We start from the raw sequence: 26,206 nt of genomic DNA on the forward strand, positions 1-26,206 counted from the left end.
GTCGCGAGTTCGATTCTCGTCACCCGCTTTGAACGGAGATGTTCACACCAAGTTTTTGAACTTGGGCGCGTAGCTCAGGTGGTTAGAGCGCACGCCTGATAAGCGTGAGGTCGGTGGTTCGAGTCCACTCGTGCCCATAATATTTTTGGAGAATTACTCAAGAGGCTGAAGAGGACGGTTTGCTAAATCGTTAGGTCGGGTAACTGGCGCGGGGGTTCGAATCCCCCATTCTCCGTATGTAAGGAGTGTAGCGATAGCTATCTCCTTTTCTGTTATCTGTGAATCTTGTGTGATAGATATTGTATCTATTTTGGAGTAGAGTGAATCATATGAAAAAATCCAAATTTCTTATTATGACTGCTGTTTTGATAATAATAACTTCTGTACTTTTGGTTACTACTCGTTCTTTAGGTGTGGTGAATGCAACTTCTAATGTTGTTTCTATTTTGGATAATATTATTTCAAAACCATTTAATTTTTTGGTGGATGTTAAATCGGATTTGACTGATTTATCACGGACATATAAAGAAAACAAGCAATTAAAAAAAGCTTTATTTAAAGCAGAAGAACAATCTGCTGATTCAGCTTCATTAAAAGATGAAAATGCTCAATTAAGACAGCTATTAGAAATGAAAAATCTTTATGAGTCAAAAAAAACGGTTTCATCTGATGTTATTACGCGTATGCCGGTTTCTTGGTTATCTGAATTAACTGTCAATGCTGGTCGTCAAAATGGGATTCAAAATACAATGCTAGCGGTGGCAAATGGTGGCTTGATTGGTAGTGTGAAAGATGTCGCTTCTCATTCTAGCCGAGTAAATCTTTTAACCAATAATAAAAATGTTGATAATATTTCAGTAAAAATTCAAACGGAGACAAGCACAATTTATGGTGTGATTGTTGGCTACAGTAAAGAAAAATCTGCTTTTATTATCAGTCAGTTAAATAGTTCGGATACCATTAAAAAAGGTGAGAAAGTTGTGACCAGTGGTTTAGGAACGTACAACATTCCTAATATTCCGGTTGGAACAGTCCTTTCTGTTACTGAAAAATCGGACCATTTAACAAAAGAAGTCTTTGTAAAACCAAGTGCGGATTTGTCAGATATTCGTGTGGTGACATTAGTAGGAAATTGATATGAAATTTTTTAAAAGCTACATTTTACCCTTTTTGGCTTTATTTGTTGTGATGTTAGTAGATGGCCATCTTTCAAATCTTTTGACTAATTTATTTCCAAATAATATCCACTTACTAAGTCATCTTTTGCTTATCTTTATTTTGTATATTTCGATAAATCTTTCAGAAAATACTAATTTTATCATGTTGCTGTTAATTGGTTTGTTGTATGATGCATATTATTTTCATATTATCGGCATTTCGACACTATTGTTGCCTTTAGCGGGGATTGTTATTAGTAAATATAATTCTGTTTTGATGTCTAATCGAGTTAGTCGCTTTTTAACAGTTGCCATTTTAGTATTTTTCTTTGAGGTGGCTACGTTCGCTTTGGCAAATGTTACCCATCTAATTCAAATGTCTTTTGCAGATTTTGTCGTTTATACAATTGCTCCGACAATGGTCTCAAATTTACTATTCTTTTTGTTGCTTCAACCAATTTTGGAGAAGATATATTTATGATAAGATTTTATGATGAATTGGAAATAGAAATGTAATAAAGGCGTAACATACTCAGCGCCTTTTTTTGTTATACTTATAATTGTCTTATTGAATAGGAGTATAATCATTTATGAAGAAAAAATTACTTACATCAATCTTATTAAGTACAATGGTTCTTGCACAGGGAGCGTCTCTTGTAAATGTACATGCAGATTCTACTGATGACAAGATTGCTGCACAAGATAGTAAAATTAATAGTTTGAATGATCAACAAAAATCAGCTCAAGCTCAAGTAGATCAAATTCAAGCTCAAGTTTCATCTATTCAATCTCAACAAGAAAAATTGAAAGCTGAAAACGAAAAACTTCAAGCTGAATCAACAAAATTATCGGCTGAAATCGAAACGTTGTCTAAGAATATTGTAGCGCGTAATGAATCATTGGCTAACCAAGCACGTAGTGCTCAAACGAGCGGTACGGCTACAAGCTATATCAATACAATTGTAAATTCAAAATCAATTACAGAAGCTATCTCACGTGTTTCTGCTATGAGCGAAATCGTTTCAGCAAACAACAAAATGTTGGAACAACAAAAACAAGATAAAAAAGCTATTTCTGAAAAACAAGTAGCCAATAATGAAGCGATAAATACTGTTATCGCAAATCAACAAACACTTGCAAATGATGCAAAAACGTTGTCTACTAAGCAAGCTGAACTAAAAGCAGCGCAGTTGAATCTTGCTGCAGAAAAAGCAACTGCTGAAGGTGAAAAGAACTCATTGTTGGCACAAAAAGCAGCAGCACAAAAGGCAGCTGAAGAGGCAGCAGCACAAGAAGCAGCTTATAAAGCACAACAAGCAGCGCAAGAACAAGCTGTAGCTTCTTCTGCTAATACAAGTTTTGCAGCCCAAGTACAAGCTGTAAACAACAATAGTGGTGCAGCAGCTACTCCAACTCAAACAAATGTGACGCAACAAGCAGCAACTACTACTAGAACTGTGAGTCGTCCTACATATAGTTCATCTGCTTCAACTTATCCAGTTGGTCAATGTACATGGGGAGCAAAAACATTAGCTCCGTGGGCTGGTGATTATTGGGGTAATGGAGCTCAATGGGCAGCAAGTGCGGCTGCAGCTGGTTTCCGTACAGGTTCAACACCTCAAGTAGGTGCAATCATTTCATGGAACGATGGTGGTTATGGACACGTTGCTGTTGTAACAGCTGTTCAATCAGCTACAAGTATTCAAGTATCTGAAGCAAACTATGCAGGTAATCAAGCTATTGGAAATTATCGTGGTTGGTTCAATCCAGCTGCTGCAGGACAAGGTTCATTTACTTACATCTATCCAAATTAATGAATAGAAAGATAAAAAGCGCATCTTGCGTTTTTTATTTTTGATTGAAAAATTCACTAAAAAGGGTTACAATGTTAGATGGAGAAATTTGTAACTGATTTACAAAGAAACGAATATATACTGGAGGAAATCATGTCGTTTTCTGATTTAAAGCTCTTTGCTCTTTCGTCTAACCAGGAACTGGCTGAACGCGTTGCTCAAGAGATTGGTATGGAGCTTGGGAAGTCAACTGTGCGCCAATTTTCTGATGGGGAGATTCAAGTAAATATCGAAGAATCTATCCGCGGAAAACATGTTTTTATCTTGCAGTCAACGAGCTCGCCCGTCAATGATAATTTGATGGAAATTTTAATCATGGTGGATGCTTTAAAGCGTGCAAGTGCTGAATCAATCAATGTTGTAATGCCTTATTATGGCTATGCTCGTCAAGACCGAAAGGCACGTGCTCGTGAACCAATTACTTCAAAATTGGTTGCAAATATGTTGCAAGTGGCTGGTGTTGATCGTTTGCTGACAATTGATTTGCATGCGGCTCAAATTCAAGGATTTTTTGATATTCCAGTAGATCATCTTATGGGGGCTCCTCTCATTGCGGATTATTTTGAACGTCGTGGGATGACAGGTAGCGATTATGTAGTTGTTAGTCCTGACCACGGTGGTGTGACGCGCGCTCGTAAATTAGCTGAATTTTTGAAAACACCGATTGCTATTATTGATAAGCGACGTAGTGTAGATAAGATGAATACGAGTGAGGTAATGAATATCATCGGTAAAGTGGAAGGCAAAACTTGTATTTTAATTGACGATATGATTGATACAGCTGGGACAATTTGCCATGCTGCTGATGCGCTTGCTGAGGCAGGTGCGGTAGAAGTTTATGCAAGCTGTACTCATCCAGTACTTTCGGGTCCTGCTATGGATAATATTCAGAAATCAGCGATTAAAAAATTGGTCGTGTTAGATACAATTTATTTGCCGGAAGAGCGTTTAATTGATAAAATTGAACAGATTTCGATTGCTCATCTTTTGGCAGAGGCAATTGTGCGTATTCATGAAAAACGCCCCCTTTCGCCATTATTTGAAACTTTAACGGCTCTTTAATGTAAGAATATCTAGATAGGAATCACTCTGATAGCTGGAGTGATTCTTTTGCTTCAATCAGATGATAAGTGATGAATTTTCTCAATATTATGATATTTTTGCTATGACTTAGGTTTTATAGTATAATAGTTCTATCAGATTTTGGAGGTAAGATATGGATTTGGCGAAACGTTTTAACAAAAATTTAGATAAAATTGAAGTCTCTTTGATTCGGCAATTTGATCAATCTATTTCGAGCATTCCTGGAGTTCTTCGTTTGACATTGGGAGAGCCTGATTTTACAACTCCAGATCATGTAAAAGAGGCTGCAAAAGCGGCGATTGATGCAAATGAGAGCCATTATACAGGCATGAGTGGGTTGTTAGCATTGCGTCAGGCAGCTAGTCAATTTGTGAAAGAAAAATACAATCTTTCTTATGACCCTGAAACAGAAATTTTAGTGACAATTGGAGCGACAGAAGCTCTATCTGCGACATTGACAGCTATCTTAGAAGAAGGAGATAAGGTACTGTTGCCTGCACCTGCTTATCCGGGTTATGAGCCGATTGTCAATCTTGTGGGAGCAGAGATTGTCGAAATTGATACGACAGAAAATGACTTTGTTTTAACACCTGATATGTTAGAAAAAGCGATTTTAGAGCAAGGAAATCAGCTTAAAGCAGTGATTTTAAATTATCCAGCTAATCCGACAGGAGTGACTTATTCACGAGAACAAATGACTGCGTTAGCCGATGTATTGAAAAAGTATGATGTCTTTGTTGTTTGTGATGAAGTGTATTCTGAGTTGACTTATACCGATCAGCCACATGTATCTATTGCAGAATTTTTACCGGAGCAAACGATTGTGATCAATGGTCTGTCTAAATCGCATGCGATGACAGGTTGGCGTCTAGGCTTCACCTTTGCTCCAGCTGCTTTTACGGCTCAATTGATTAAAAGTCACCAATACTTGGTGACAGCTGCAAACACGATGGCTCAATTTGCAGGAGTGGAGGCATTGACAGCAGGTAAAGATGATGCAGAGCCGATGAAAAGGGAATATATTGAGCGTCGTGATTACATTATCGAAAAGATGACGGAGCTGGGCTTTAAGATTATCAAACCAGATGGTGCGTTTTACATTTTTGCCAAGATTCCAGCTGGCTACAATCAAGATTCTTTTGCTTTTTTGAAGGATTTTGCACAAAAAAAAGCAGTTGCTTTCATTCCTGGTGCTGCTTTTGGTCAGTATGGGGAAGGTTATGTACGTCTTTCTTATGCGGCCGGCATGGATACGATAAAAGAAGCAATGAAGCGGCTTAAGGAATATATGGAGGAGTATGCTGAAATCCATCACAAGTAAAGGTTTGGTTCTCTATAATCGGAATTTCCGAGAAAATGATAAACTGGTCAAAATTTTCACAGAGCAAGCTGGTAAGCGAATGTTTTTCGTGAAACATGCTAGAAATTCTAAGTTGAATCCGGTTGTCCAACCATTGGTAGTGGCAGATTTTTTGATGAAAATAAATGATGACGGTTTGAGTTATATTGATGATTATCAAGGGGTCACAGTTTTCCAGCATATCAATCATGATTTGTTTACAATGGCTTATGCGACTTATGTGGTAGCTCTAGCGGACGCTAGTATTCAGGATAATGAAATAGATTCGGCTCTCTTTGCTTTTTTGCAAAAAACGTTGGAGCTGATGGAACAGGGCTTGGATTATGAGGTACTGACCAATATTTTTGAAATTCAAATTTTGTCACGTTTTGGTGTTTCTTTTAATTTCCATGAATGCTGCTTTTGCCACCGTGTAGGGTTGCCGTTTGATTTTTCTTTTACTTATAACGGTGTTTTATGCCCAGAACATTACAACCAAGATGAGAGACGGAGTCATCTGGATCCTAACATTCCTTACTTATTAGACCAATTTCAAGCGGTTCAATATAGTGAACTGGAGACCATTTCTTTGAAGCCTGAATTGAAAAGACAATTGCGAAAAGTGATTGATCAAATTTATGAAGAATATGTTGGGATTCATCTAAAGCCCAAAAAATTTATTGATTCTCTGGGAGACTGGGGAGAAATTTTAAAGAACAAGGAGTCGAAATGAAAAAAATAGCAATTGATGCCATGGGTGGCGATTATGCTCCACAATCTATCGTAGAGGGAGTCAATCAAGCACTGAACGATTTTTCGGATATTGAAGTCATTCTTTATGGAGATGAAGCAAAAATCAAGCAATATTTAAAGGCAACTGAGCGGGTTCGTATTGTTCATACAGATGAAAAAATCAATTCAGATGATGAGCCAACTAAAGCAATTCGCAAGAAGAAAAATGCCAGTATGGTGCTAGCGGCAAAGGCAGTAAAGGATGGAGAAGCTGATGCGATACTTTCTGCCGGAAATACAGGAGCGCTCTTGGCTGCGGGATTTTTCATTGTTGGTCGTATCAAGAATATTGACCGTCCGGGTTTGATGTCCACATTACCAACGACAGATGGCAAAGGCTTTGATATGTTGGATTTGGGGGCTAATGCGGAAAATACAGCTCATCATTTGCATCAGTATGCTATTTTAGGGTCATTTTATGCTGAAAATGTCCGTGGAATCAACCAACCACGTGTAGGGCTTTTAAACAATGGGACAGAAGCAAGTAAGGGGGATCCCTTGCGGAAAGAAGTGTATGATTTGTTAGCAGCGGACGCCTCGCTAAATTTTATTGGAAATGTGGAAGCGCGTGATTTAATGGATCATGTGGCAGACGTTGTGGTAGCGGATGGCTTTACAGGTAATGCTGTGTTGAAAGCCATGGAGGGAACAGCCATGGGGATTATGAGCCAGCTCAAGAAATCCATTTTGGACGGTGGCTGGAAAGCAAAACTAGGTGCAGTGTTGCTGAAAGATAGTCTAAAGTCTTTGAAGAGTAGTTTAAATTATTCTGATGTAGGCGGTGCTGTTTTATTTGGAGTAAAAGCACCTGTTGTTAAAACACATGGAGCGAGCGATGCAAAAGCAGTTTATAGCACGATTCGCCAAATTCGTACGATGTTGGAAACAGATGTTGTCGGAGAAGCAGTAAACGAATTTTCGGGAGAGGCAAAATGACAGAACAAAAAATTTATGAAAAAATTGTAGAAATTATTCAGGAAAGTCGTGGTGAGGAATTTCAAGTTTCTCAAACCCTCAGTTTGAAAGATGACCTGCAAGCAGATTCTGTTGATTTGATGGAATTTATTCTAACTGTGGAGGATAAATTTGGCATTGAAATTTCAGACGAAGATATAGATGAGTTGAAGAATGTGAGTGATGTTGTCGCTTGCGTGCAGAAAAACTTGAACAGAGCATAAAAACGAACATTTTATTGACTAAATAAAGTAAAATATGATAAAACAGCTGAAAATCCAGCTGTTTTTTTTGTGTTTGCGAATATTGTACGGCATTTTCTTGAAAATCTTTTTTGAATATGATAGACTTAAGTCAGAAAAATGTGAAAGGCGAATATTAAAATGACAGGTGATTTGTTATATTCGGGAAAAGCTAAAGATTTATTTTTGACAGATGATGAAAATCTTATTATTGCACATTACAAAGACCAAGCGACCATGCTTAATGGTGCTCGTAAAGAGACGATTAAAGGTAAAGGCGTTCTTAATAATCAAATCTCATCTTTCATTTTTACGAAATTGAATGAAGCAGGTGTGGCAACTCACTTTGTTAAACAATTGTCAGAAACCGAACAATTGAACAAAAAAGTGGATATCATTCCGCTTGAAGTTGTTTTGCGTAATGTCACTGCAGGTTCATTCTCAAAACGCTTTGGTGTTGAAGAAGGAATTAAATTAGATACTCCAATCGTTGAATTTTACTACAAAAATGATGATTTGGATGACCCATTTATCAATGATGAACACGTAAAATTCCTTGGTATTGCAAGTGATGAAGATATTGCTTATATCAAAGCAGAAACACGTCGTATTAATGACCTTTTGAAAGATTGGTTCAGCCAAATTGGTCTGAATTTGATTGATTTCAAATTGGAATTTGGTAAAGACAAAGATGGCAACATTATTCTTGCGGATGAATTTTCACCAGATAACTGCCGTCTTTGGGATGCTGAAGGCCACCACATGGATAAAGATGTTTTTCGTCGTGATTTAGGTAGTTTGACAGATGTTTACGAAGTTGTCCTTGAAAAACTCAAAGGACTTAACTAAAAACTGTGATTTCTAATTAAGTAGAAAGAAGAATTCTAAAAAGGGTAAAAAATGAATAAACGAATTTTCGTTGAGAAAAAATCAAATTTTAACATTAAGGCTCAGGCGCTTGTTAAAGAACTCAAACACAATCTTCAATTAACGAGTTTGACCGATTTGCGTATTATTCAAGTGTATGATGTGTTTGGCTTGGCAGATTCACTTTTTGAGCGTGCTGAAAAGCACATCTTCTCTGAACAGGTAACTGATACTATTTTGGCTGAAAGTGATGTGGTTGCTGAACTTGCTAACTATGCTTTCTTTGCCATCGAATCACTTCCAGGTCAATTTGATCAGCGTGCGGCTTCATCACAAGAAGCATTACTCCTTCTTGGAAGCAGTAATGATGTAACGGTTAATACAGCTCAACTTTATCTTGTTAACAAAGATATTGATACTGCTGAACTTGATGCGGTTAAGAATTATCTTCTTAATCCAGTAGATTCTCGTTTTAAAGATATTACGACAGGAATTGCACCGCAAGCATTTTCAGAGTCGGACAAAACGATTCCAAATCTTGATTTCTTCAAGACTTATACAGCAGCTGAATTTGCTGATTATAAAACTGAGCAAGGTTTGGCAATGGAAGTGGATGACCTTGTCTTCATCCAAGATTATTTCAAATCCATCGGGCGCGTGCCAACGGAAACAGAATTGAAAGTGTTGGATACTTACTGGTCAGACCATTGCCGCCACACAACTTTTGAAACTGAGCTGAAGCATATTGATTTCTCAGCGTCTAAATTCCAAAAACAATTGCAAGCAACTTATGATAAATATATTGCTATGCGTGCTGAACTTGGACGTTCTGAAAAGCCACAAACATTGATGGACATGGCGACAATCTTTGGTCGTTATGAGCGTGCGAATGGTCGTTTGGACGATATGGAAGTGTCAGACGAAATTAACGCATGTTCTGTTGAAATTGAAGTGGATGTGAACGGTGTAAAAGAACCTTGGCTTTTGATGTTCAAGAATGAAACACACAATCACCCAACGGAAATTGAGCCATTTGGTGGTGCGGCGACCTGTATCGGTGGTGCTATTCGCGACCCATTGTCAGGACGTTCTTATGTTTATCAAGCGATGCGTATTTCAGGTGCTGGTGATATTACAACACCAATTTCAGAAACACGTCTTGGTAAATTGCCACAACAAGTGATTTCTAAAACAGCTGCGCATGGTTATTCTTCTTATGGTAATCAGATCGGTCTTGCAACAACGTATGTTAAAGAATATTTCCACCCAGGATTCGTCGCTAAACGTATGGAACTTGGTGCCGTTGTCGGTGCAGCTCCGAAAAGTAATGTTGTCCGTGAAAAACCAGAAGCAGGCGATGTGGTAATCCTTCTTGGCGGTAAAACAGGTCGTGACGGTGTTGGTGGTGCAACTGGTTCATCTAAGGTCCAAACCGTTGAATCTGTTGAAACAGCTGGCGCAGAAGTTCAAAAAGGGAATGCTATTGAAGAACGGAAGATTCAACGTCTTTTCCGCAATGGTAATGTGACGCGTCTTATTAAAAAATCAAACGACTTTGGTGCTGGTGGTGTCTGTGTGGCAATTGGTGAATTAGCTGACGGTCTTGAAATCGACCTTAACAAAGTGCCTTTGAAATACCAAGGGCTTAACGGAACTGAAATTGCCATTTCTGAATCACAAGAACGGATGGCTGTTGTGGTTCGTCCGAAAGATGTTGAGGCTTTCGTGGCAGAATGTCATAAAGAAAATATTGACGCGGTAGTGGTTGCCACAGTTACTGAAAAACCAAATCTTGTTATGACTTGGAATGGTCAAACAATCGTTGATATTGAACGTCGTTTCCTTGATACAAACGGTGTGCGTGTGGTGGTTGATGCAAACGTTGTGGATAAGGATGTTGCCCTTCCTGAGGTGCGTACAACATCAGCAGCAACACTTGAAGCAGACACAGTGAAAGTTCTGTCTGATCTTAACCACGCTAGTCAAAAAGGGTTGCAAACTATCTTTGACAGCTCGGTTGGGCGTTCAACAGTTAATCATCCAATCGGCGGTCGTTATCAAATCACACCAACAGAAAGTTCAGTTCAAAAACTTCCTGTTCAAAACGGTGTAACAACAACAGCATCAGTTATGGCACAAGGGTTCAACCCTTATATTGCGGAGTGGTCACCTTATCATGGTGCAGCTTATGCTGTTATCGAAGCAACAGCGCGTTTGGTGGCAACAGGTGCGAATTGGTCTAAAGCACGTTTCTCTTATCAAGAGTATTTCCAACGTATGGACAAACAAGCTGAACGCTTTGGACAACCAGTTTCAGCTCTTCTTGGTTCAATCGAAGCGCAATTGCAACTTGGTTTGCCATCAATCGGTGGTAAAGACTCCATGTCAGGGACTTTTGAAGAATTGACAGTACCGCCAACATTGGTTGCCTTTGGTGTGACAACAGCAGATAGTCGTAATGTTCTTTCGCCAGAATTTAAAGCAGCTGGTGAATACATTTACTACATTCCAGGGCAAGCTATTTCACAAGAGATTGATTTTGATTTGATTAAAGCTAATTTTGCTAAATTTGAAGCGATTCAAAAAGCACACCATGTCACATCAGCTTCAGCTGTTAAATATGGTGGTGTGATTGAAAGCTTGGCACTTGCAGATTTTGGTAACCATATCGGTGCAAAAGTAGAGCTGGTAGAGCTTGCGACTAGCTTGACAGCACAACTTGGCGGTTTTATCTTTACATCTGCTGAAGAAATTGCTGATGTTGTGAAAATCGGTGAAACAAGATCTGACTTTACACTTGCTGTCAACGGTGTCAACCTTGCAGGAGATAAACTTCTTTCAGCCTTTGAAGGCAAACTCGAAGACGTTTACCCAACTGAATTTGAACAAAGTACAAAACTTGAAGATGTTCCGGCAATTGCTTCAGATGCAGTGATTAAAGCAAGTGAAAAAGTTGCTGAACCATTGGTTTACATCCCAGTATTTCCTGGTACAAATTCAGAATATGATTCAGCAAAAGCTTTTGAACAAGCTGGAGCAAAAGTGAATCTGGTACCATTTGTGACACTTGATGAAGCAGCAATTGAAGCATCTGTTGACACAATGGTTGACAACATCTGTAAAGCAAATATTATTTTCTTTGCAGGAGGTTTCTCAGCCGCTGATGAACCAGACGGTTCTGCTAAATTCATCGTTAACATCTTGTTAAACCAAAAAGTCCGCGCAGCGATTGATAGCTTTATTGAAAAAGGCGGGCTGATTATCGGTATCTGTAATGGATTCCAAGCGCTTGTGAAATCAGGCCTACTTCCATACGGTAACTTTGAAGAAGCGACCGAAACAAGTCCGACACTCTTCTATAATGATGCCAACCAACATGTGGCGAAAATGGTTGAAACACGTATTTCCAATACGAACTCACCTTGGCTTGCCGGTGTCAAAGTTGGTGATATTCATGCAATCCCAGTATCACATGGTGAAGGGAAATTTGTCGTAACAGATGAAGAATTTGCAGAACTCCGTGACAACGGACAAATCTTCAGCCAATACGTGGATTTTGATGGCAAACCAAGCATGGATTCTAAATACAATCCAAACGGCTCTATTAATGCGATTGAAGGGATTACCAGCAAGAACGGTCAAATCATTGGTAAAATGGGACATTCAGAACGTTATGAAGACGGTCTTTTCCAAAATATTCCAGGAAATAAAGACCAACATCTCTTTGCAAGTGCTGTGCGTTACTTTACAGGGGAATAATACTCGTCAAATATCAAAAGAAACTATGATTTCGGATTCTTTTGATAATGATTGAGCATAAAAATGACAGAAAAATAAGAGGAAATGTCAGTGACATACGAAGTTAAATCTCTAAATGAAGAATGTGGTGTTTTTGGGATTTGGGGGCATCCTCAAGCAGCTCAAGTGACTTATTTTGGACTTCACAGTCTTCAACACCGCGGTCAAGAAGGTGCTGGTATCGTCACAAACGATAAGGGCAAACTTCTTCAGCACCGTAATACTGGTCTTCTTTCAGAAGTATTTAAAAATCCTGCTGATTTGGAAAAATTAACAGGAACTGCTGCTATTGGTCACGTTCGCTATGCGACTGCTGGCTCTGCGTCTATTAATAATATTCAACCATTTCTTTACAACTTTACAGACGAGCAATTTGGGCTTTGCCATAATGGTAATTTGACAAATGCAGTATCATTGAAAAAAGAATTGGAAGACCAAGGGGCGATTTTTAATGCCTCATCTGATACTGAAATTCTAATGCATTTGATTCGCCGTAGCCATAATCCTGAATTTATCGGTAAAGTCAAAGAAGCGTTGAACACTGTCAAAGGTGGCTTTGCTTATCTTTTGATGACAGAAGATAAATTGATTGCTGCGCTTGACCCAAATGGTTTTCGTCCCTTGTCAATTGGGCAAATGGCAAATGGTGCTTGGGTAGTATCAAGTGAAACGTGTGCCTTTGAAGTGGTTGGTGCCAAGTGGATTCGAGATGTGAAACCTGGTGAAATGGTTATTATTGATGACAATGGCATTCGGTACGATACCTACACGATGGATACTCAGCTTGCTATCTGTTCAATGGAATACATCTATTTTGCACGACCTGACAGTGATATTTATGGTGTCAATGTTCACACGGCTCGTAAAAATATGGGGAAACGTTTGGCACAGGAATTTCAACATGAAGCTGATATTGTCGTTGGTGTACCGAATTCATCACTTTCAGCAGCGATGGGATTTGCTGAAGAATCAGGTCTCCCAAATGAAATGGGCTTGGTGAAAAATCAGTACACACAACGTACTTTCATTCAACCGACACAAGAGTTGCGTGAGCAAGGTGTTCGCATGAAGCTCTCAGCCGTATCTGGTGTTGTTAAAGGTAAGCGCGTGGTCATGGTTGATGATTCTATCGTGCGTGGAACTACATCACGCCGTATCGTTCGTTTGCTTCGTGAAGCTGGTGCGACAGAAGTTCATGTGGCAATCGGTAGTCCAGAATTGAAATACCCATGTTTCTACGGTATCGATATTCAAAATCGTCGTGAATTGATTTCAGCTAATCATACCAAAGATGAAGTTTGTGAGATTATCGGTGCTGATAGCTTGACTTACTTGTCAATTGACGGTTTGATTGAATCAATCGGTCTTGATACAGATGCGCCTAATGGTGGTTTGTGTGTGGCTTACTTTGACGGTAAGTATCCAACACCACTTTACGATTACGAAGAACCTTACCTCAAAAGCTTAGAAGAAAAAACAAGCTTCTATATTCATGAAGTTAATGAAAATAAATAGAACTGTTTAATAGCTCTGCTGTTTCCCAAAAGGAGAAAAATATTATGACAAAAAAATGCTTATGCTCCACGTCTTACCACTGACTAAAGGCTAAAGCATTTGTCAATGGACGCTTTGTCCTATGGGACCAAAGCTAAAGACCTGACTAGCTTTTTCAGTCAAAAGAATGGTTTAACTGAAAAAACGTCGCAATCTCCAATATGGTTTTTTGACAAAAAAGAGAAGGAAAATTATTATGACAAAAAATGCTTATGCTCAATCTGGTGTTGATGTTGAAGCGGGTTATGAAGTTGTTGTACGTATCAAAAAACACGTTGCGCGTACTGAACGTGCAGGTGTTATGGGAGCTCTTGGTGGCTTTGGTGGGATGTTCGACCTTACAAAAACTGGCGTGAAAGAACCTGTTTTGATTTCAGGAACTGATGGTGTGGGAACAAAACTCATGCTTGCCATTAAATATGATAAACACGATACGATTGGCCAAGACTGTGTAGCCATGTGTGTCAATGACATCATTGCAGCTGGTGCTGAACCACTTTACTTCCTAGATTACATTGCTACTGGTAAAAATGAACCTGTAAAACTTGAACAAGTCGTTGCAGGTGTTGCGGAAGGTTGTGTTCAATCTGGCGCAGCTCTTATCGGTGGTGAAACTGCTGAAATGCCTGGTATGTATGGTGAAGATGATTATGATTTGGCTGGTTTTGCAGTAGGTGTGGCTGAAAAAAACCAAATCATTGACGGGTCAAAAGTTTCTGATGGTGATGTTCTTCTTGGACTTGCTTCCAGTGGGATTCACTCAAATGGTTATTCACTTGTCCGTCGTGTCTTTGCTGATTATACAGGCGAAGAGGTTCTTCCAGAGCTTGAAGGCAAAAAATTAAAAGAAGTGCTGCTTGAACCAACACGTATCTATGTCAAAGCGGTGCTTCCACTTATCAAGGAAGAATTGGTCAATGGTATTGCTCACATCACTGGTGGTGGTTTCATCGAAAATGTCCCACGGATGTTTGCAGATGATTTAGCTGCTGAAATCGAAGAAGATAAAGTTCCTGTTCTTCCAATTTTCAAAGCTCTTGAAAAACACGGTAACATCAAACACGAAGAAATGTTTGAAATCTTTAACATGGGTATTGGTTTGATGTTGGCAGTTAGTCCTGATAAGGTTGAGCGCGTGAAAGAATTGCTTGATGAGCCAGTTTACGAACTTGGTCGTATTGTCAAAAAAGCTGATGCAAGTGTGGTGATGAAATAATGAGCAAAAAAATTGCCGTTTTTGCGAGTGGTAACGGGTCCAATTTTCAAGTCATTGCGGAGCAATTTCCGGTTGAATTTGTCTTTTCAGATCATCGAGATGCCTACGTTTTAGAGCGTGCTGAAAAATTTGGTGTGACAGCTCATGCTTTTGAACTCAAAGAGTTTGATAATAAAGTAGCTTACGAAGAAGCTATTGTTACTTTGCTTGAAAAATATGATATTGATGTGGTTTGCCTAGCTGGTTATATGAAGATTGTTGGTCCGACTTTGCTAGCAGCTTACGAAGGTCGTATCATCAATATTCACCCAGCTTATCTGCCAGAATTTCCAGGGGCTCATGGTATTGATGATGCTTGGGAAGCAGGTGTTGACCAATCTGGTGTTACCATTCACTGGGTTGACAATGGTGTTGACACGGGAAAAGTGATTAAACAAGTTCGTGTGCCTCGTCTGGCTGATGATACCATTGACAGTTTTGAAGCTCGTATTCATGAAGCAGAGTATAAACTCTATCCAGATGTTTTGGAGAGCTTAGGAGTTAAGAAAAAGTAGTCCGTGTATTTGATAGCGTAGTTAGCTATTAGTATGCTGCCTTATAAGAAGATTATGATGATAAAAAAGATTTTGGTGTTTGTATTAACTTTTATTGTCGTTGCCTTTATAGTAAATGTACTATTTGGTAATCTTGAAAATCCGTTACGCCTTTGCTTGGCTTATTCTATCGGGCTTATTGCCAGTATTGCTATTGAGTGGTTTATATTTTACAAAAAGAAGTAGAAAGTAGGACTGAAATGACAAAACGTGCACTAATCAGTGTTTCAGACAAAGCGGGCATTGTTGAATTTGCTCAAGAATTAAAAAAACTTGGTTGGGATATTATCTCAACTGGCGGAACAAAAGTTACGCTTGATAAAGCAGGCGTTGATACTATCGCCATTGATGATGTAACGGGCTTCCCAGAAATGATGGACGGTCGTGTGAAAACACTTCATCCAAATATTTACGGCGGCCTTTTGGCTCGTCGCGACCTTGACAGCCACCTTCAAGCTGCAAAAGATAATCACATTGAATTGATTGACCTTGTTGTGGTTAATCTGTATCCGTTTAAAGAAACAATCTTGAAACCAGATGTGACTTATGCCGATGCAGTTGAAAACATTGATATCGGTGGTCCATCCATGCTTCGATCTGCTGCTAAAAACCATGCTAGTGTTACAGTTGTCGTTGACCCAGCTGACTACGATGTTGTTTTAGATGAATTGACAGCTAATGGTGAAACAAACTTTGAAACGCGTCAGCGCTTGGCAGCCAAAGTTTTCCGTCACACAGCAGCTTACGACGCTTTAATTGCGGAATATTTCACAAAACAAGTCGGAGAAACAAAACCTGAAAAACTCACCCTCACTTATGATTTGAAACAACCCATGCGGTATGGTGAAAACCCTCAACAAGACGCGGATTTCTACCAAAAGGCTTTGCCAACGGACTACTCGATTGCTTCTGCTAAACAATTGAACGGGAAAGAATTGTCCTTTAACAATATCCGTGATGCTGATGCTGCAATCCGCATTATCCGTGATTTCAAAGACCGCCCGACTGTTGTTGCTCTTAAACACATGAATCCATGTGGTATCGGACAAGCTGACGAAATTGAAACAGCTTGGGATTACGCTTATGAAGCTGACCCAGTTTCAATCTTTGGTGGAATTGTTGTGTTGAATCGCCAAGTTGACGCAGCAACTGCTAAGAAAATGCACGCTATTTTCCTTGAAATCATCATTGCACCAAGTTATTCAGAAAAAGCCCTTGAAATCTTGACAACGAAGAAGAAAAACTTGCGGATTCTTCAATTGCCATTTGAAGCTCAAGAAGCTAGCCAAATTGAAAAAGAATACACGGGTGTTGTCGGTGGGCTTTTGGTTCAAAACCAAGATGTTATTGAAGAAAATCCAGCGGATTGGAAGGTTGTAACCAAACGACAACCAAACGACCAAGAAAAAACAGCGCTTGAATTTGCTTGGAAAGCGATCAAATATGTGAAATCGAATGGTATCATCGTGACAAATGACCACATGACACTGGGTGTCGGTCCTGGTCAAACCAATCGTGTGGCTTCTGTTCGTATCGCTCTTGACCAAGCGAAAGACCGTCTTGATGGTGCGGTCCTTGCTAGTGATGCTTTCTTCCCATTTGCGGACAATGTTGAAGAAATTGCTGCTGCAGGTGTGAAAGCAATCATCCAGCCAGGTGGCTCCGTCCGTGACCAAGAGTCTATCGACATGGCTGATAAATACGGCATTGCCATGGTGTTTACAGGCGTACGGCATTTTAGACATTGAAAATAGTATAAAAACCTTGGATTTGTTTTCCAAGGTTTTTAAAGTTGTTCAGAGGAACTTATTTTGGATAAATGTAACTAACTGCTCCTTGTCCAGCTGCATGAGGATTGAACCAGCCACGGAAGTTGCCAATATATTGTTTTCCAGCGTAGTTGGCCTCTTGAATCTGAATGCGTGTGTTTGAGGCTACGTGAGTAACAACTCCAACATGACCGTAGCCACCGTCTGTCCAACAAATAATAGCCCCTACTTGTGGAGTTGTACCGGTTTTAAAACCAGCTCGTCTGGCGCTAGCAGCCCAATCACCACCATTGCCCCAGTAATTGCCAGCCCAAGGCGCAAGAGCTTTGGCGCCCCAAGTACATTGCCCTTTTGGATAAGTCGTTGCTGCGGCATAATTTGGTTGGAAAGAAACAGCAGGTTTCTCTACTTGATAGCTCGTACCAGTTAGTCCAATCATTTGACCGTTGAGATTGCGGTAGACATGTGTATGGAAAAGCCCGCTGCCAGTGTGTTTTTGCGTATCAATTGTGAATTTGTAAATTCCATTTCCAGCTTTAGTAGCAATGTACCACTGAATGTCGTCTTGTCCATTGACTTCAGACCAAGTCGGTAAGGTAATTGTTCCGTCACCGTAGGCATCTGTCACTGTCACCTCATAAAGATAAGTTGAGCGTTTATCGACAGATACTTTGGTTTTAATTTTTTCTGCGGACATAGCAACCGAATCCGTTGCGTAACTATGCTCGCTACCGTCTTTATATTTTACATAAATATGATTGGTGTATGTTCCAGACAAAACTTGATGATTGCGAATATCAAATGCTGCCGTAAATGTTCCGTCACCGTTATTAGTGGCTGTATACCACTTGATATTACTTTGATTGCTCGTGCTCCAAATAGGGACTCGAACAGATTGAATCGGTTTGGACTTTGAAGTTTCACTAACTTTGACGGTATAAGTCCCTTGTTCTTGATTGATATTTTCAACAGAGAAGAATGGTTTTTGCTCTTCTTCAGAAGGCAATTTATCAGCATCAACTTGGGCAGTGATTCCAGCTAAGCCAGTAAACTCTGGTTTGACATAGCTTTCTCCGTAAAGATGAATGTGATAAGTTCCTGTGTCATAGTTGTGTTTTTTTAGCTCAACTCTAACATTGTAGCTTCCATCAGGATTTTTAGTAGCTGCATACCATTGAAGATCATCCTGTCCGTTGCGGTCAGACCAAGCCGGAACGGTTAGTTTGTAGATTGTTTCAGGAACATTTTTGATCTGAATATCCATGATACCAGGCTCAGGAAAGCTAGTCTGAATAGTAGGATTTGGTTTTTCAAGGTTAAAAGTGGTACCATTTAATCCAATCATCTTTCCGTTTTTACTTTCATAAGTATGAACATGGTAAACACCGTATCCTTTATGATTGGATAAGTCAATTTCTGTTGTGTCTTGCCCTGCCGTATACCACTTGATGTCATCTTGTCCTTTTTCGTCAGACCAAACAGCGTGTAAAATATTGGCATTTGTTTGATCTTTGTTTCGAGTAAAGGATATTTGAGCAGTCTTTCCTAAAACGGTTGTAGAAACCGTGCCGCTAGCTGGTTTTTCTACTTTGAAAGTCGTTCCGTTTAAACCAACCATTTTTCCATTGATATTGATATAGGTGTGGACGTGAAAGGTTCCATAACCAGTGTGCTGACGCAAATCAATAGCTGTAGTTGGTGTCTGGGGCGCGGAATACCACTTAATGTCATCTTGCCCATTTTCATCAGACCAAACAGCATGGTAAATGGTGTAAGGAACTTGTGTCTGTGAGCGTGTGTAGTTAATAGAAGCTGTATTTCCAGAAACATTGACGGTAATGTTGCTAGCAAGAGTTGCTGGATTTGAGCTTTTTTGAGCATTATCTGCTTCCGAGGCTTGAGCAGTTAGTTGAGCAGAAAAAACGCCCAAAATAGTGCTAGATAGTAAAAATAATTGACTGTATTTCTTCATAAATCTCCTTTGAATAAATAATTTGGATAGTTCCATTTAGATTATTCGGGAAAAGATGAAAAAATTGAAAACTGAATTGAAAAATTAGAAAATGATAGCGAAATTTCATTGTTATCAAAATATTTTACGATAAATAAAGGTATAAACGAACATTTATGGTATAATTGATATAAATAATTCGCAAAGAGGGCAATCATGAAACTTTTAGTTGTTGGTTCAGGTGGTCGCGAGCATGCGATTGCTAAGAAGTTGTTGGAGTCACCGCAGGTGGAGCAGGTCTTTGTGGCTCCGGGAAATGACGGGATGACCTTCGACGGTCTTAAGTTGCTTTCGATTGGGATTTCTGAGCATGCAGCGCTGATTGACTTTGCTAAAGCAAATGATGTTGCTTGGACTTTCATTGGTCCTGATGATGCGCTAGCGGCAGGTATCGTTGATGATTTTAATCAGGCTGGACTTAAGGCTTTTGGTCCGACTCGGCTGGCTGCGGAGCTGGAGTGGTCCAAGGATTTTGCCAAGTCAATCATGAAAAAATACGGTGTGCCGACAGCACGCTACGAAACTTTTTCAGACTTTGAAAAAGCTAAAACCTATATCGAAAAAGAGGGCGCTCCAATCGTGGTGAAAGCGGACGGCTTGGCCTTGGGGAAAGGTGTGGTAGTCGCTGAAACGGTGGAAGAAGCGGTCGAAGCAGCGCATGAAATGCTTTTAGACAATAAATTCGGCGATTCTGGTGCGCGTGTGGTGATTGAGGAATTTTTGACTGGAGAGGAATTTTCTCTTTTTGCCTTTGTTAATGGTGACAAGTTTTACATCATGCCAACGGCTCAGGACCACAAACGTGCTTATGACGGTGACAAGGGTCCTAATACAGGCGGTATGGGTGCTTATGCGCCCGTGCCACATCTGTCAGCAAGCGTGGTTGAAACTGCGGTTGACACCATTGTCAAGCCAGTGCTGGAGGGGATGATTAAAGAAGGGCGACCTTATGTCGGTGTCCTCTATGCAGGCCTGATCCTGACCGAGGAAGGCCCTAAGGTCATTGAGTTTAATGCTCGCTTTGGTGATCCTGAGACGCAGGTTATTCTGCCACGCCTGACTTCTGACTTGGCGCAGAACATCACGGACATTTTGGAGGGCAAGGAGCCAGATATGACCTGGACGGACAGCGGTGTGACCTTGGGCGTTGTCGTGGCTTCTGAAGGTTATCCACTTACCTACGAAAAAGGTGTAATTTTGCCAGAAAAGACTGACGGTGATATCATCACCTACTATGCGGGCGCCAAGTTTGATGAAAATGGCAAAGCGCTGCTGTCCAATGGCGGTCGTGTCTACATGCTGGTCACCACAGCCGACAGTGTTCAGGCTGCGCAGGAAAAAATTTATGCCCAACTCGACAAACAAGACACGACTGGACTTTTCTACAGAACTGATATTGGGAGCAAGGCTCTTGAAAAATAAAAAATGTATACTAGTTAGTGCCTGTTTGCTTGGAGAAAATTGCAAGTACAATGGAGGCAATAATTATAATCAAGCTGTTATTGACTTTGTTGCGGATAAAGATGTCTTAGCGGTGTGCCCGGAAGTTGCGGGCGGCTTACCAGTTCCAAGAGAGCCAGTAGAGATTTTAAAAGGGCGGCCATGTGATGTTAATGGGAATTTTTATGATAAAGAATTTCAAGTAGGAATTGATCACACATTGTCGAGTTTAGCTGAAAAAAATATTGACTTTGCTATTCTTCAGTCCCGAAGTCCCTCTTGTGGTGTCAACCAGATTTACGATGGTCGTTTTACTGGTCGAAAAATAGAGGGCAGAGGCCTTTTTGCACAAGCATTAAAAAAACGAGGCTACAGAGTTATTGATGCTGAAGATATAATTAAATAAAGTATAGCGCTAGCTCAAGCGACCAAAGGTCGCTATGAAACCATGCCTGCTATCGCTGTGGTATTTTGGGAAAGTTTGTAGCTCAAAGGTCTACAAACCTAGTCAAGAAGATTTTTTAGATGGGATGTTAGCTTTTCCTCGGCTTTTAAGAAAAGATGAGAAGAAAAGCGTAGCATCCGCAAGAAAGTTCACGACGCCTCTACAGCCTAAGGCAGGCTTGAAAAAGGAGAAATTATGCAACCAATTATTTCTATTATCATGGGTTCTAAATCCGACTGGGAAACAATGAAAAAAGCAGCCCAAGTTCTTGAGGACTTCGGTGTTGTTTATGAAAAAAAGGTGGTCTCAGCTCACCGAACGCCAGACCTTATGTTTCGATATGCTGAGGAAGCGCGTGGCCGTGGGATTAAGGTTATCATTGCAGGGGCTGGCGGTGCAGCTCATCTGCCGGGTATGGTAGCAGCTAAAACAACGTTGCCGGTTATCGGTGTGCCTGTCAAATCTCGTGCTTTGAGCGGAGTGGACTCACTTTACTCTATCGTGCAAATGCCTGGCGGCGTGCCTGTGGCAACAATGGCTATCGGCGAAGCGGGTGCGACCAATGCAGCGCTCTTTGCTTTGCGCTTGCTGTCTGTTGAAGATGCCAAAATTGCCCAAGCACTAGCTGATTTTGTAGAAAAACAAGGAAAGATTGCTGAGGAGTCTAGCAATGAACTCAACTAAAACGATTGGAATTATCGGTGGCGGTCAATTAGGACAAATGATGGCGATTGCTGCAATTTATCGAGGTCACAAGGTCATTACGCTAGATCCAGCTGCTAATTGTCCAGCTGCTCGTGTCAGTGAGGTTATTGTTGCTCCTTATGATGACGTGGCGGCTCTTCGTCAATTAGCTGAGCGCTGTGATGTCCTGACTTATGAATTTGAAAATGTGGACGCAGACAGCTTAGATGCGGTGGCTGATTTGGCAGATCTGCCGCAAGGAACGAGGCTGCTACGTATTTCGCAAAACCGAGTACACGAGAAAGAATTTCTCTCAAGCACTGGCGTAGATTTGGCTCCTTATCGAATTATCCGCTCATCAGCAGATCTTGCAGACTATGACTTTTCGACTAAACGCGTGCTGAAAACAGCAACGGGTGGCTACGACGGTCACGGTCAAGTCGTCATTAGAGATGAGGAGAGCTTAGCGACTGCGCATGATTTGGCAGATGAGACTCTTTGTGTGCTAGAGGATTTCGTCCCCTTCACCATGGAAATATCGGTCATCGTGTCAGGAAATGGCAAGGACGTGACAGTTTTCCCAGTTCAGGAAAATATCCACCGTAACAATATCCTTTCTAAAACCATTGTGCCTGCTCGCATTTCTGATAGTCTAGCAGCAAAAGCAAAAACCATGGCAGTGCGAATAGCTGAACAGCTTAATTTATCTGGAACTCTTTGCGTGGAAATGTTTGCGACAGCTGATGACATCATCGTTAATGAAATTGCGCCTCGTCCCCATAACTCAGGGCATTATTCGATTGAAGCCTGCGACTTCTCCCAGTTTGACACCCATATCCTAGGCGTCCTCGGCCAACCTCTCCCAGCCATCAAACTCTATGCCCCAGCTGTCATGCTCAATGTACTCGGCCAGCATGTCGAGGCTGCTGAAAAATATGTCACAGAAAATCCAAGCGTCCACCTCCACATGTATGGTAAAATAGAAGCGAAGCACAACCGTAAGATGGGGCATGTGACTGTGTTTAGTGATGTGCCGGATGAGGTTGGAGAGTTTGGGGAAGGAATTGATTTTTAAGTGAAAGTAGCAATTTTAGGTCTTGGAGTTATCGGGACCATTTATGCTTATGCTTTTCAAAAAGCAGGTCATCAAGTGGAACACGTACTGAGAGACAGTAAGAAAAGTCCAGCACCAAACGTCTTGACAGTTGATTTGCTAGATGGTCGTTATGTTTCCAAAGGTGAAAATAAACAGGATACCTATGCGGTTTATGTGGCGGAAGCTCATTCGGAATATGATTTTATTTTTCTAAGTGTGCGTCATGGTTTTGTAAAAGAAGCCGTGGAAACCTTGCGAAAAAATAATATCAAAGGCACACTTGTTTTCTTCTGTAATTTCTGGGATACTCGAAAAGAGGTCCAAGAGTGGGCAGGGGACTACAACTATATTTTGGCTTTTCCAACTGCTGGAGGTCACATGCAGGAGAATCATTTAGATGGTGTCTTGTTCGACCATTTAATGCTAGAAGATGAGCAAAAAGCACATATTTCTAACTATGTTGATCTGACGGCTTTACTAGCTTCTGCAGATTTGAAGTGGGAAGCTCCTCATGATATGGTCGAGTGGATTTGGATTCACATGGCGATAAACGCAGGTGTTACCTCGACAGTTGCACGTTCGGGGAATCTGGAAAATCCAGAACAGCTGGCTCTGAACTTGATGAATAGTTCTTCGGAATTATCATTAGCTATCAAGGCCATTCGAGAGGCTTTGAAAGTCGTAGAAGCGCGTGGCGTAAATTTGAGGCTTTACAAGGCAGAACTTTTACCATACAAAATCCCGACTTGGATAGCAGGAAAAGCTATGAAAGTCATGTTTGCAAAAAATGAGCTGACCCGAAAGATTATGACCTTGCATAATGATAAGCAGGACATTTTCTACTGTTGTCAAAGTGTTTATCAGACTGGTCAGGAGTTAGGTGTTGAGATGCCCATTCTTGAAGCAAATATGAAGGGAATTTCGATTTAGGAGGTTTTATGATTCAACTCATCGTTAATGCATTTGTTGAAAAAGAGAAGGCTGGAGCAGTCGTCGAAGTCTTGTATGCTAGTAGCAATCACGAAAAGGTGAAAGCTAAGTATGAAGAGCTAGTTGCACAATACCCTGAAAACTATTTAGCAATTTATGATTTACCATTGGATGCCGATCTCAATGAATTACCACACTATCCATCTGTGTTTATTGGAAAAGAGGAGTTTGAGTAAGTTTAAATAGTGATTGATTAATTTTAGAGGAAATCAAAAATAAATGAATATTAATAATAAAATTGATAGTTTGGATTCTGAAGAATCATCTAAAGTCTTTAAAGAATTGTTAAAAGAGTATATTAAGCCAGCTTATGGAGCCATGTCCAAAAGAGATTTTGATATAATATTGTTTATGAAACTTCAAGAGCTAGAGGTAATAGCAAAGACTCCAGAGATTTATGATGTGGTATCTTCTTTAAAAGTTACGCGAGCTAAAGCTAGAAATTTAATTTATGAGTCTAAACTAAGAACTTCTACAGAGAATGATTTAGAGAATGAATTGAAAGAGCTGGTTTCATCACCTATTTTAAAGGATGGAGATAAAGTTAGCCTTGAGATAGGGAACCCATATTTGGCTGATTATCTACGTTCTAAGTTGAGAAGCCTAAATCATATTACAGACGGTTCATTTTCTAATGAACTTTTAAAAATGACAGTAGATGCCTATATAGATTTATTTATTTCGTTGCTCCCAGATGGTAGAGAGGATATTGAGAAAGCTTTAATTAGATCTGGAGCTAAAAAGGACACATCCTTAAAAAGTATTGTAAAATCTATTGTAGAAAAATTAGCTAAGAAAGCACTAGGTGATATTGGTGATGCTGTAATAGATAACGTATCCGATTACTTAAAACCAATTATTGAAGGACAGATAACCAATATCACAAACCGATTCAGAGGTTTCTGGGATACTACTAATTAATATTTATAGTTTTGGTAAGATTACTAATATAACAAGAAAGGAAAAGAAAAAATGATCAACCGTTACTCTCGCCCTGAGATGGCGAACATTTGGAGTGAAGAAAATAAATACCGTGCTTGGCTTGAGGTGGAAATTTTGGCTGACGAGGCCTGGGCTGAGTTGGGAGAAATCCCTAAGGAAGATGTGGCTTTGATTCGCGAGAAGGCGGACTTTGACATCGACCGTATTCTTGAAATTGAGCAGGAGACTCGCCACGATGTGGTGGCCTTTACTCGTGCGGTTTCTGAGACTCTTGGTGAAGAGCGCAAGTGGGTCCACTATGGTTTGACTTCTACTGACGTGGTCGATACTGCCTATGGTTACCTCTACAAACAAGCCAACAATATCATCCGCAAGGATCTTGAAAACTTCCTTAACATCATTGCTGACAAGGCGCGTGAGCACAAGTTTACCATCATGATGGGACGTACTCATGGGGTGCATGCGGAGCCTACGACTTTCGGTCTGAAGCTCGCGACTTGGTACAGTGAAATGAAGCGCAATATCGAGCGTTTTGAACATGCTGCCGCTGGTGTGGAAGCTGGGAAAATTTCAGGTGCGGTTGGAAACTTTGCCAACATTCCGCCATTTGTGGAAAAATATGTCTGTGAGAAATTAGGTATTCGTGCTCAAGAAATTTCAACTCAAGTCTTACCGCGTGACCTGCATGCCGAGTATTTTGCAGTACTGGCAAGCATTGCCACGTCAATCGAGCGCATGGCGACTGAAATCCGCGGTCTGCAAAAATCCGAGCAGCGTGAAGTAGAAGAATTCTTTGCCAAGGGACAAAAAGGTAGCTCTGCTATGCCTCACAAACGCAACCCAATCGGTTCTGAAAACATGACCGGTCTGGCGCGTGTCATTCGCGGTCACATGGTGACGGCTTATGAAAACGTGTCGCTTTGGCATGAACGTGATATTTCGCATTCTTCAGCAGAGCGCATTATCACACCTGACACGACCATTCTGATTGACTACATACTTAATCGCTTCGGCAATATCGTTAAGAATCTGACTGTTTTCCCTGAAAATATGCGCCGCAATATGAACTCAACTTTTGGTCTTATTTATAGTCAGCGCGTTATGCTGAGTCTGATTGAAAAAGGCATGACACGTGAAGAAGCTTATGATTTAGTACAGCCTAAGACGGCTTATTCTTGGGACAATCAAACAGATTTTCGTCCGCTACTAGAAGCTGATGAAGCTGTGACCTCTCGTTTAACACCAGAGGAAATTGACGATATTTTTGACCCAGTTTACTACACTAAGCGTGTGGATGATATTTTCCACCGTATAGGTTTGGATTAAAACAAACTAAAAAATCCAGTAAAATCAGGCTTGATTTCACTGGATTTTTGCTCTC

Annotated in this window: 24 protein-coding genes and 2 tRNA genes; 25 read left to right on the plus strand and 1 reads right to left on the minus strand. The window is 40.4% G+C overall.

Annotation, left to right across the window (positions count from 1 at the left end; genetic code table 11):
• Positions 1-63 precede the first annotated feature (63 nt).
• From HMPREF3249_RS02095 to purH, 17 genes are all read left to right on the plus strand, one after another.
• Positions 64-137, plus strand: a tRNA-Ile gene (locus tag HMPREF3249_RS02095).
• A 10-nt stretch (positions 138-147) separates the two neighbouring features.
• Positions 148-235: transfer RNA gene (locus tag HMPREF3249_RS02100), tRNA-Ser, on the plus strand.
• 94 nt (positions 236-329) lie between these two features.
• The gene (gene mreC / locus HMPREF3249_RS02105) at positions 330-1,136 is read left to right on the plus strand and encodes a rod shape-determining protein MreC (protein ID WP_049533225.1); all 807 of its coding nucleotides are present in this window, start codon (positions 330-332) and stop codon (positions 1,134-1,136) included.
• Between the two features lies 1 nt (position 1,137).
• Positions 1,138-1,638: a rod shape-determining protein MreD gene (gene mreD / locus HMPREF3249_RS02110; protein WP_049533226.1), complete on the plus strand. Its 501-nt coding sequence runs from the start codon at positions 1,138-1,140 to the stop codon at positions 1,636-1,638.
• A gap of 109 nt (positions 1,639-1,747) precedes the next feature.
• Positions 1,748-2,971 carry a peptidoglycan hydrolase PcsB gene (gene pcsB / locus HMPREF3249_RS02115; protein ID WP_003040856.1) on the plus strand — a complete coding sequence of 408 codons (1,224 nt, stop codon included), beginning with the start codon at positions 1,748-1,750 and terminating at the stop codon, positions 2,969-2,971.
• A gap of 132 nt (positions 2,972-3,103) precedes the next feature.
• A complete protein-coding gene (locus HMPREF3249_RS02120; RefSeq protein WP_003040848.1) occupies positions 3,104-4,072 on the plus strand; it encodes a ribose-phosphate diphosphokinase in 969 nt (322 codons plus the stop codon).
• Between the two features lie 154 nt (positions 4,073-4,226).
• Positions 4,227-5,414: a pyridoxal phosphate-dependent aminotransferase gene (locus HMPREF3249_RS02125; protein WP_049533227.1), complete on the plus strand. Its 1,188-nt coding sequence runs from the start codon at positions 4,227-4,229 to the stop codon at positions 5,412-5,414.
• Complete coding sequence (gene recO, locus HMPREF3249_RS02130) at positions 5,392-6,165, plus strand: DNA repair protein RecO (RefSeq protein ID WP_003040908.1); 774 nt, start codon at positions 5,392-5,394, stop codon at positions 6,163-6,165. Before HMPREF3249_RS02125 ends, recO begins: the two co-directional genes overlap by 23 nt.
• Positions 6,162-7,160, plus strand: a complete 999-nt coding sequence (plsX, locus tag HMPREF3249_RS02135) for a phosphate acyltransferase PlsX (protein WP_049533228.1) — start codon at positions 6,162-6,164, stop codon at positions 7,158-7,160. Before recO ends, plsX begins: the two co-directional genes overlap by 4 nt.
• Positions 7,157-7,402 (plus strand): acyl carrier protein, encoded by a 246-nt coding sequence (locus tag HMPREF3249_RS02140; RefSeq protein ID WP_059221425.1) that lies wholly within the window; start codon positions 7,157-7,159, stop codon positions 7,400-7,402. The genes plsX and HMPREF3249_RS02140 overlap by 4 nt, the downstream gene beginning before the upstream one ends.
• Before the next feature lie 159 nt (positions 7,403-7,561).
• A complete protein-coding gene (purC, locus tag HMPREF3249_RS02145) occupies positions 7,562-8,269 on the plus strand; it encodes a phosphoribosylaminoimidazolesuccinocarboxamide synthase (protein WP_003032064.1) in 708 nt (235 codons plus the stop codon).
• Positions 8,270-8,320: 51 nt separating this feature from the next.
• Positions 8,321-12,046, plus strand: a complete 3,726-nt coding sequence (locus HMPREF3249_RS02150; protein ID WP_059221421.1) for a phosphoribosylformylglycinamidine synthase — start codon at positions 8,321-8,323, stop codon at positions 12,044-12,046.
• A gap of 90 nt (positions 12,047-12,136) precedes the next feature.
• Complete coding sequence (gene purF / locus HMPREF3249_RS02155) at positions 12,137-13,600, plus strand: amidophosphoribosyltransferase (protein ID WP_049533269.1); 1,464 nt, start codon at positions 12,137-12,139, stop codon at positions 13,598-13,600.
• Between the two features lie 235 nt (positions 13,601-13,835).
• Entirely contained in the window at positions 13,836-14,855 is a 1,020-nt protein-coding gene (purM, locus tag HMPREF3249_RS02160) for a phosphoribosylformylglycinamidine cyclo-ligase (protein WP_070867464.1), read from the plus strand.
• Positions 14,855-15,409 (plus strand): phosphoribosylglycinamide formyltransferase, encoded by a 555-nt coding sequence (gene purN / locus HMPREF3249_RS02165; protein WP_070867465.1) that lies wholly within the window; start codon positions 14,855-14,857, stop codon positions 15,407-15,409. The genes purM and purN overlap by 1 nt, the downstream gene beginning before the upstream one ends.
• A 57-nt stretch (positions 15,410-15,466) precedes the next feature.
• Entirely contained in the window at positions 15,467-15,634 is a 168-nt protein-coding gene (locus tag HMPREF3249_RS02170) for a hypothetical protein (protein WP_003036929.1), read from the plus strand.
• 14 nt (positions 15,635-15,648) lie between these two features.
• Positions 15,649-17,196, plus strand: coding sequence for a bifunctional phosphoribosylaminoimidazolecarboxamide formyltransferase/IMP cyclohydrolase (gene purH / locus HMPREF3249_RS02175; RefSeq protein WP_070867466.1), 1,548 nt, complete (start codon positions 15,649-15,651; stop codon positions 17,194-17,196).
• 58 nt (positions 17,197-17,254) lie between these two features.
• Here purH and HMPREF3249_RS02180 read toward each other — a convergent pair whose 3' ends face one another.
• Positions 17,255-19,189, minus strand: coding sequence for a GBS Bsp-like repeat-containing protein (locus tag HMPREF3249_RS02180; protein ID WP_059221417.1), 1,935 nt, complete (start codon positions 19,187-19,189; stop codon positions 17,255-17,257).
• A 195-nt stretch (positions 19,190-19,384) separates the two neighbouring features.
• Between HMPREF3249_RS02180 and purD the strand changes: the two genes are divergently transcribed.
• The 8 genes from purD to purB all read left to right on the plus strand — a co-directional run bounded on the left by purD (position 19,385) and on the right by purB (position 26,151).
• Positions 19,385-20,650, plus strand: a complete 1,266-nt coding sequence (purD, locus tag HMPREF3249_RS02185; RefSeq protein ID WP_070867467.1) for a phosphoribosylamine--glycine ligase — start codon at positions 19,385-19,387, stop codon at positions 20,648-20,650.
• Positions 20,640-21,074: a 2-thiouracil desulfurase family protein gene (locus tag HMPREF3249_RS02190; RefSeq protein ID WP_037618926.1), complete on the plus strand. Its 435-nt coding sequence runs from the start codon at positions 20,640-20,642 to the stop codon at positions 21,072-21,074. Before purD ends, HMPREF3249_RS02190 begins: the two co-directional genes overlap by 11 nt.
• A gap of 234 nt (positions 21,075-21,308) precedes the next feature.
• Entirely contained in the window at positions 21,309-21,797 is a 489-nt protein-coding gene (gene purE / locus HMPREF3249_RS02195) for a 5-(carboxyamino)imidazole ribonucleotide mutase (RefSeq protein WP_022525246.1), read from the plus strand.
• Complete coding sequence (purK, locus tag HMPREF3249_RS02200) at positions 21,784-22,872, plus strand: 5-(carboxyamino)imidazole ribonucleotide synthase (protein ID WP_070867468.1); 1,089 nt, start codon at positions 21,784-21,786, stop codon at positions 22,870-22,872. The genes purE and purK overlap by 14 nt, the downstream gene beginning before the upstream one ends.
• Entirely contained in the window at positions 22,873-23,823 is a 951-nt protein-coding gene (locus tag HMPREF3249_RS02205; protein ID WP_070867469.1) for a ketopantoate reductase family protein, read from the plus strand.
• An 8-nt stretch (positions 23,824-23,831) separates the two neighbouring features.
• Positions 23,832-24,059, plus strand: coding sequence for a hypothetical protein (locus HMPREF3249_RS02210; protein ID WP_049533237.1), 228 nt, complete (start codon positions 23,832-23,834; stop codon positions 24,057-24,059).
• 43 nt (positions 24,060-24,102) lie between these two features.
• Positions 24,103-24,804 (plus strand): hypothetical protein, encoded by a 702-nt coding sequence (locus tag HMPREF3249_RS02215; protein WP_049533238.1) that lies wholly within the window; start codon positions 24,103-24,105, stop codon positions 24,802-24,804.
• Between the two features lie 51 nt (positions 24,805-24,855).
• On the plus strand, positions 24,856-26,151 hold the full coding sequence (gene purB / locus HMPREF3249_RS02220) for an adenylosuccinate lyase (RefSeq protein WP_059221413.1): 1,296 nt from the start codon (positions 24,856-24,858) through the stop codon (positions 26,149-26,151).
• Positions 26,152-26,206 lie beyond the last annotated feature (55 nt).

The organism is Streptococcus sp. HMSC36C04, assembly GCF_001839535.1.
Classification (GTDB): domain Bacteria; phylum Bacillota; class Bacilli; order Lactobacillales; family Streptococcaceae; genus Streptococcus; species Streptococcus hominis.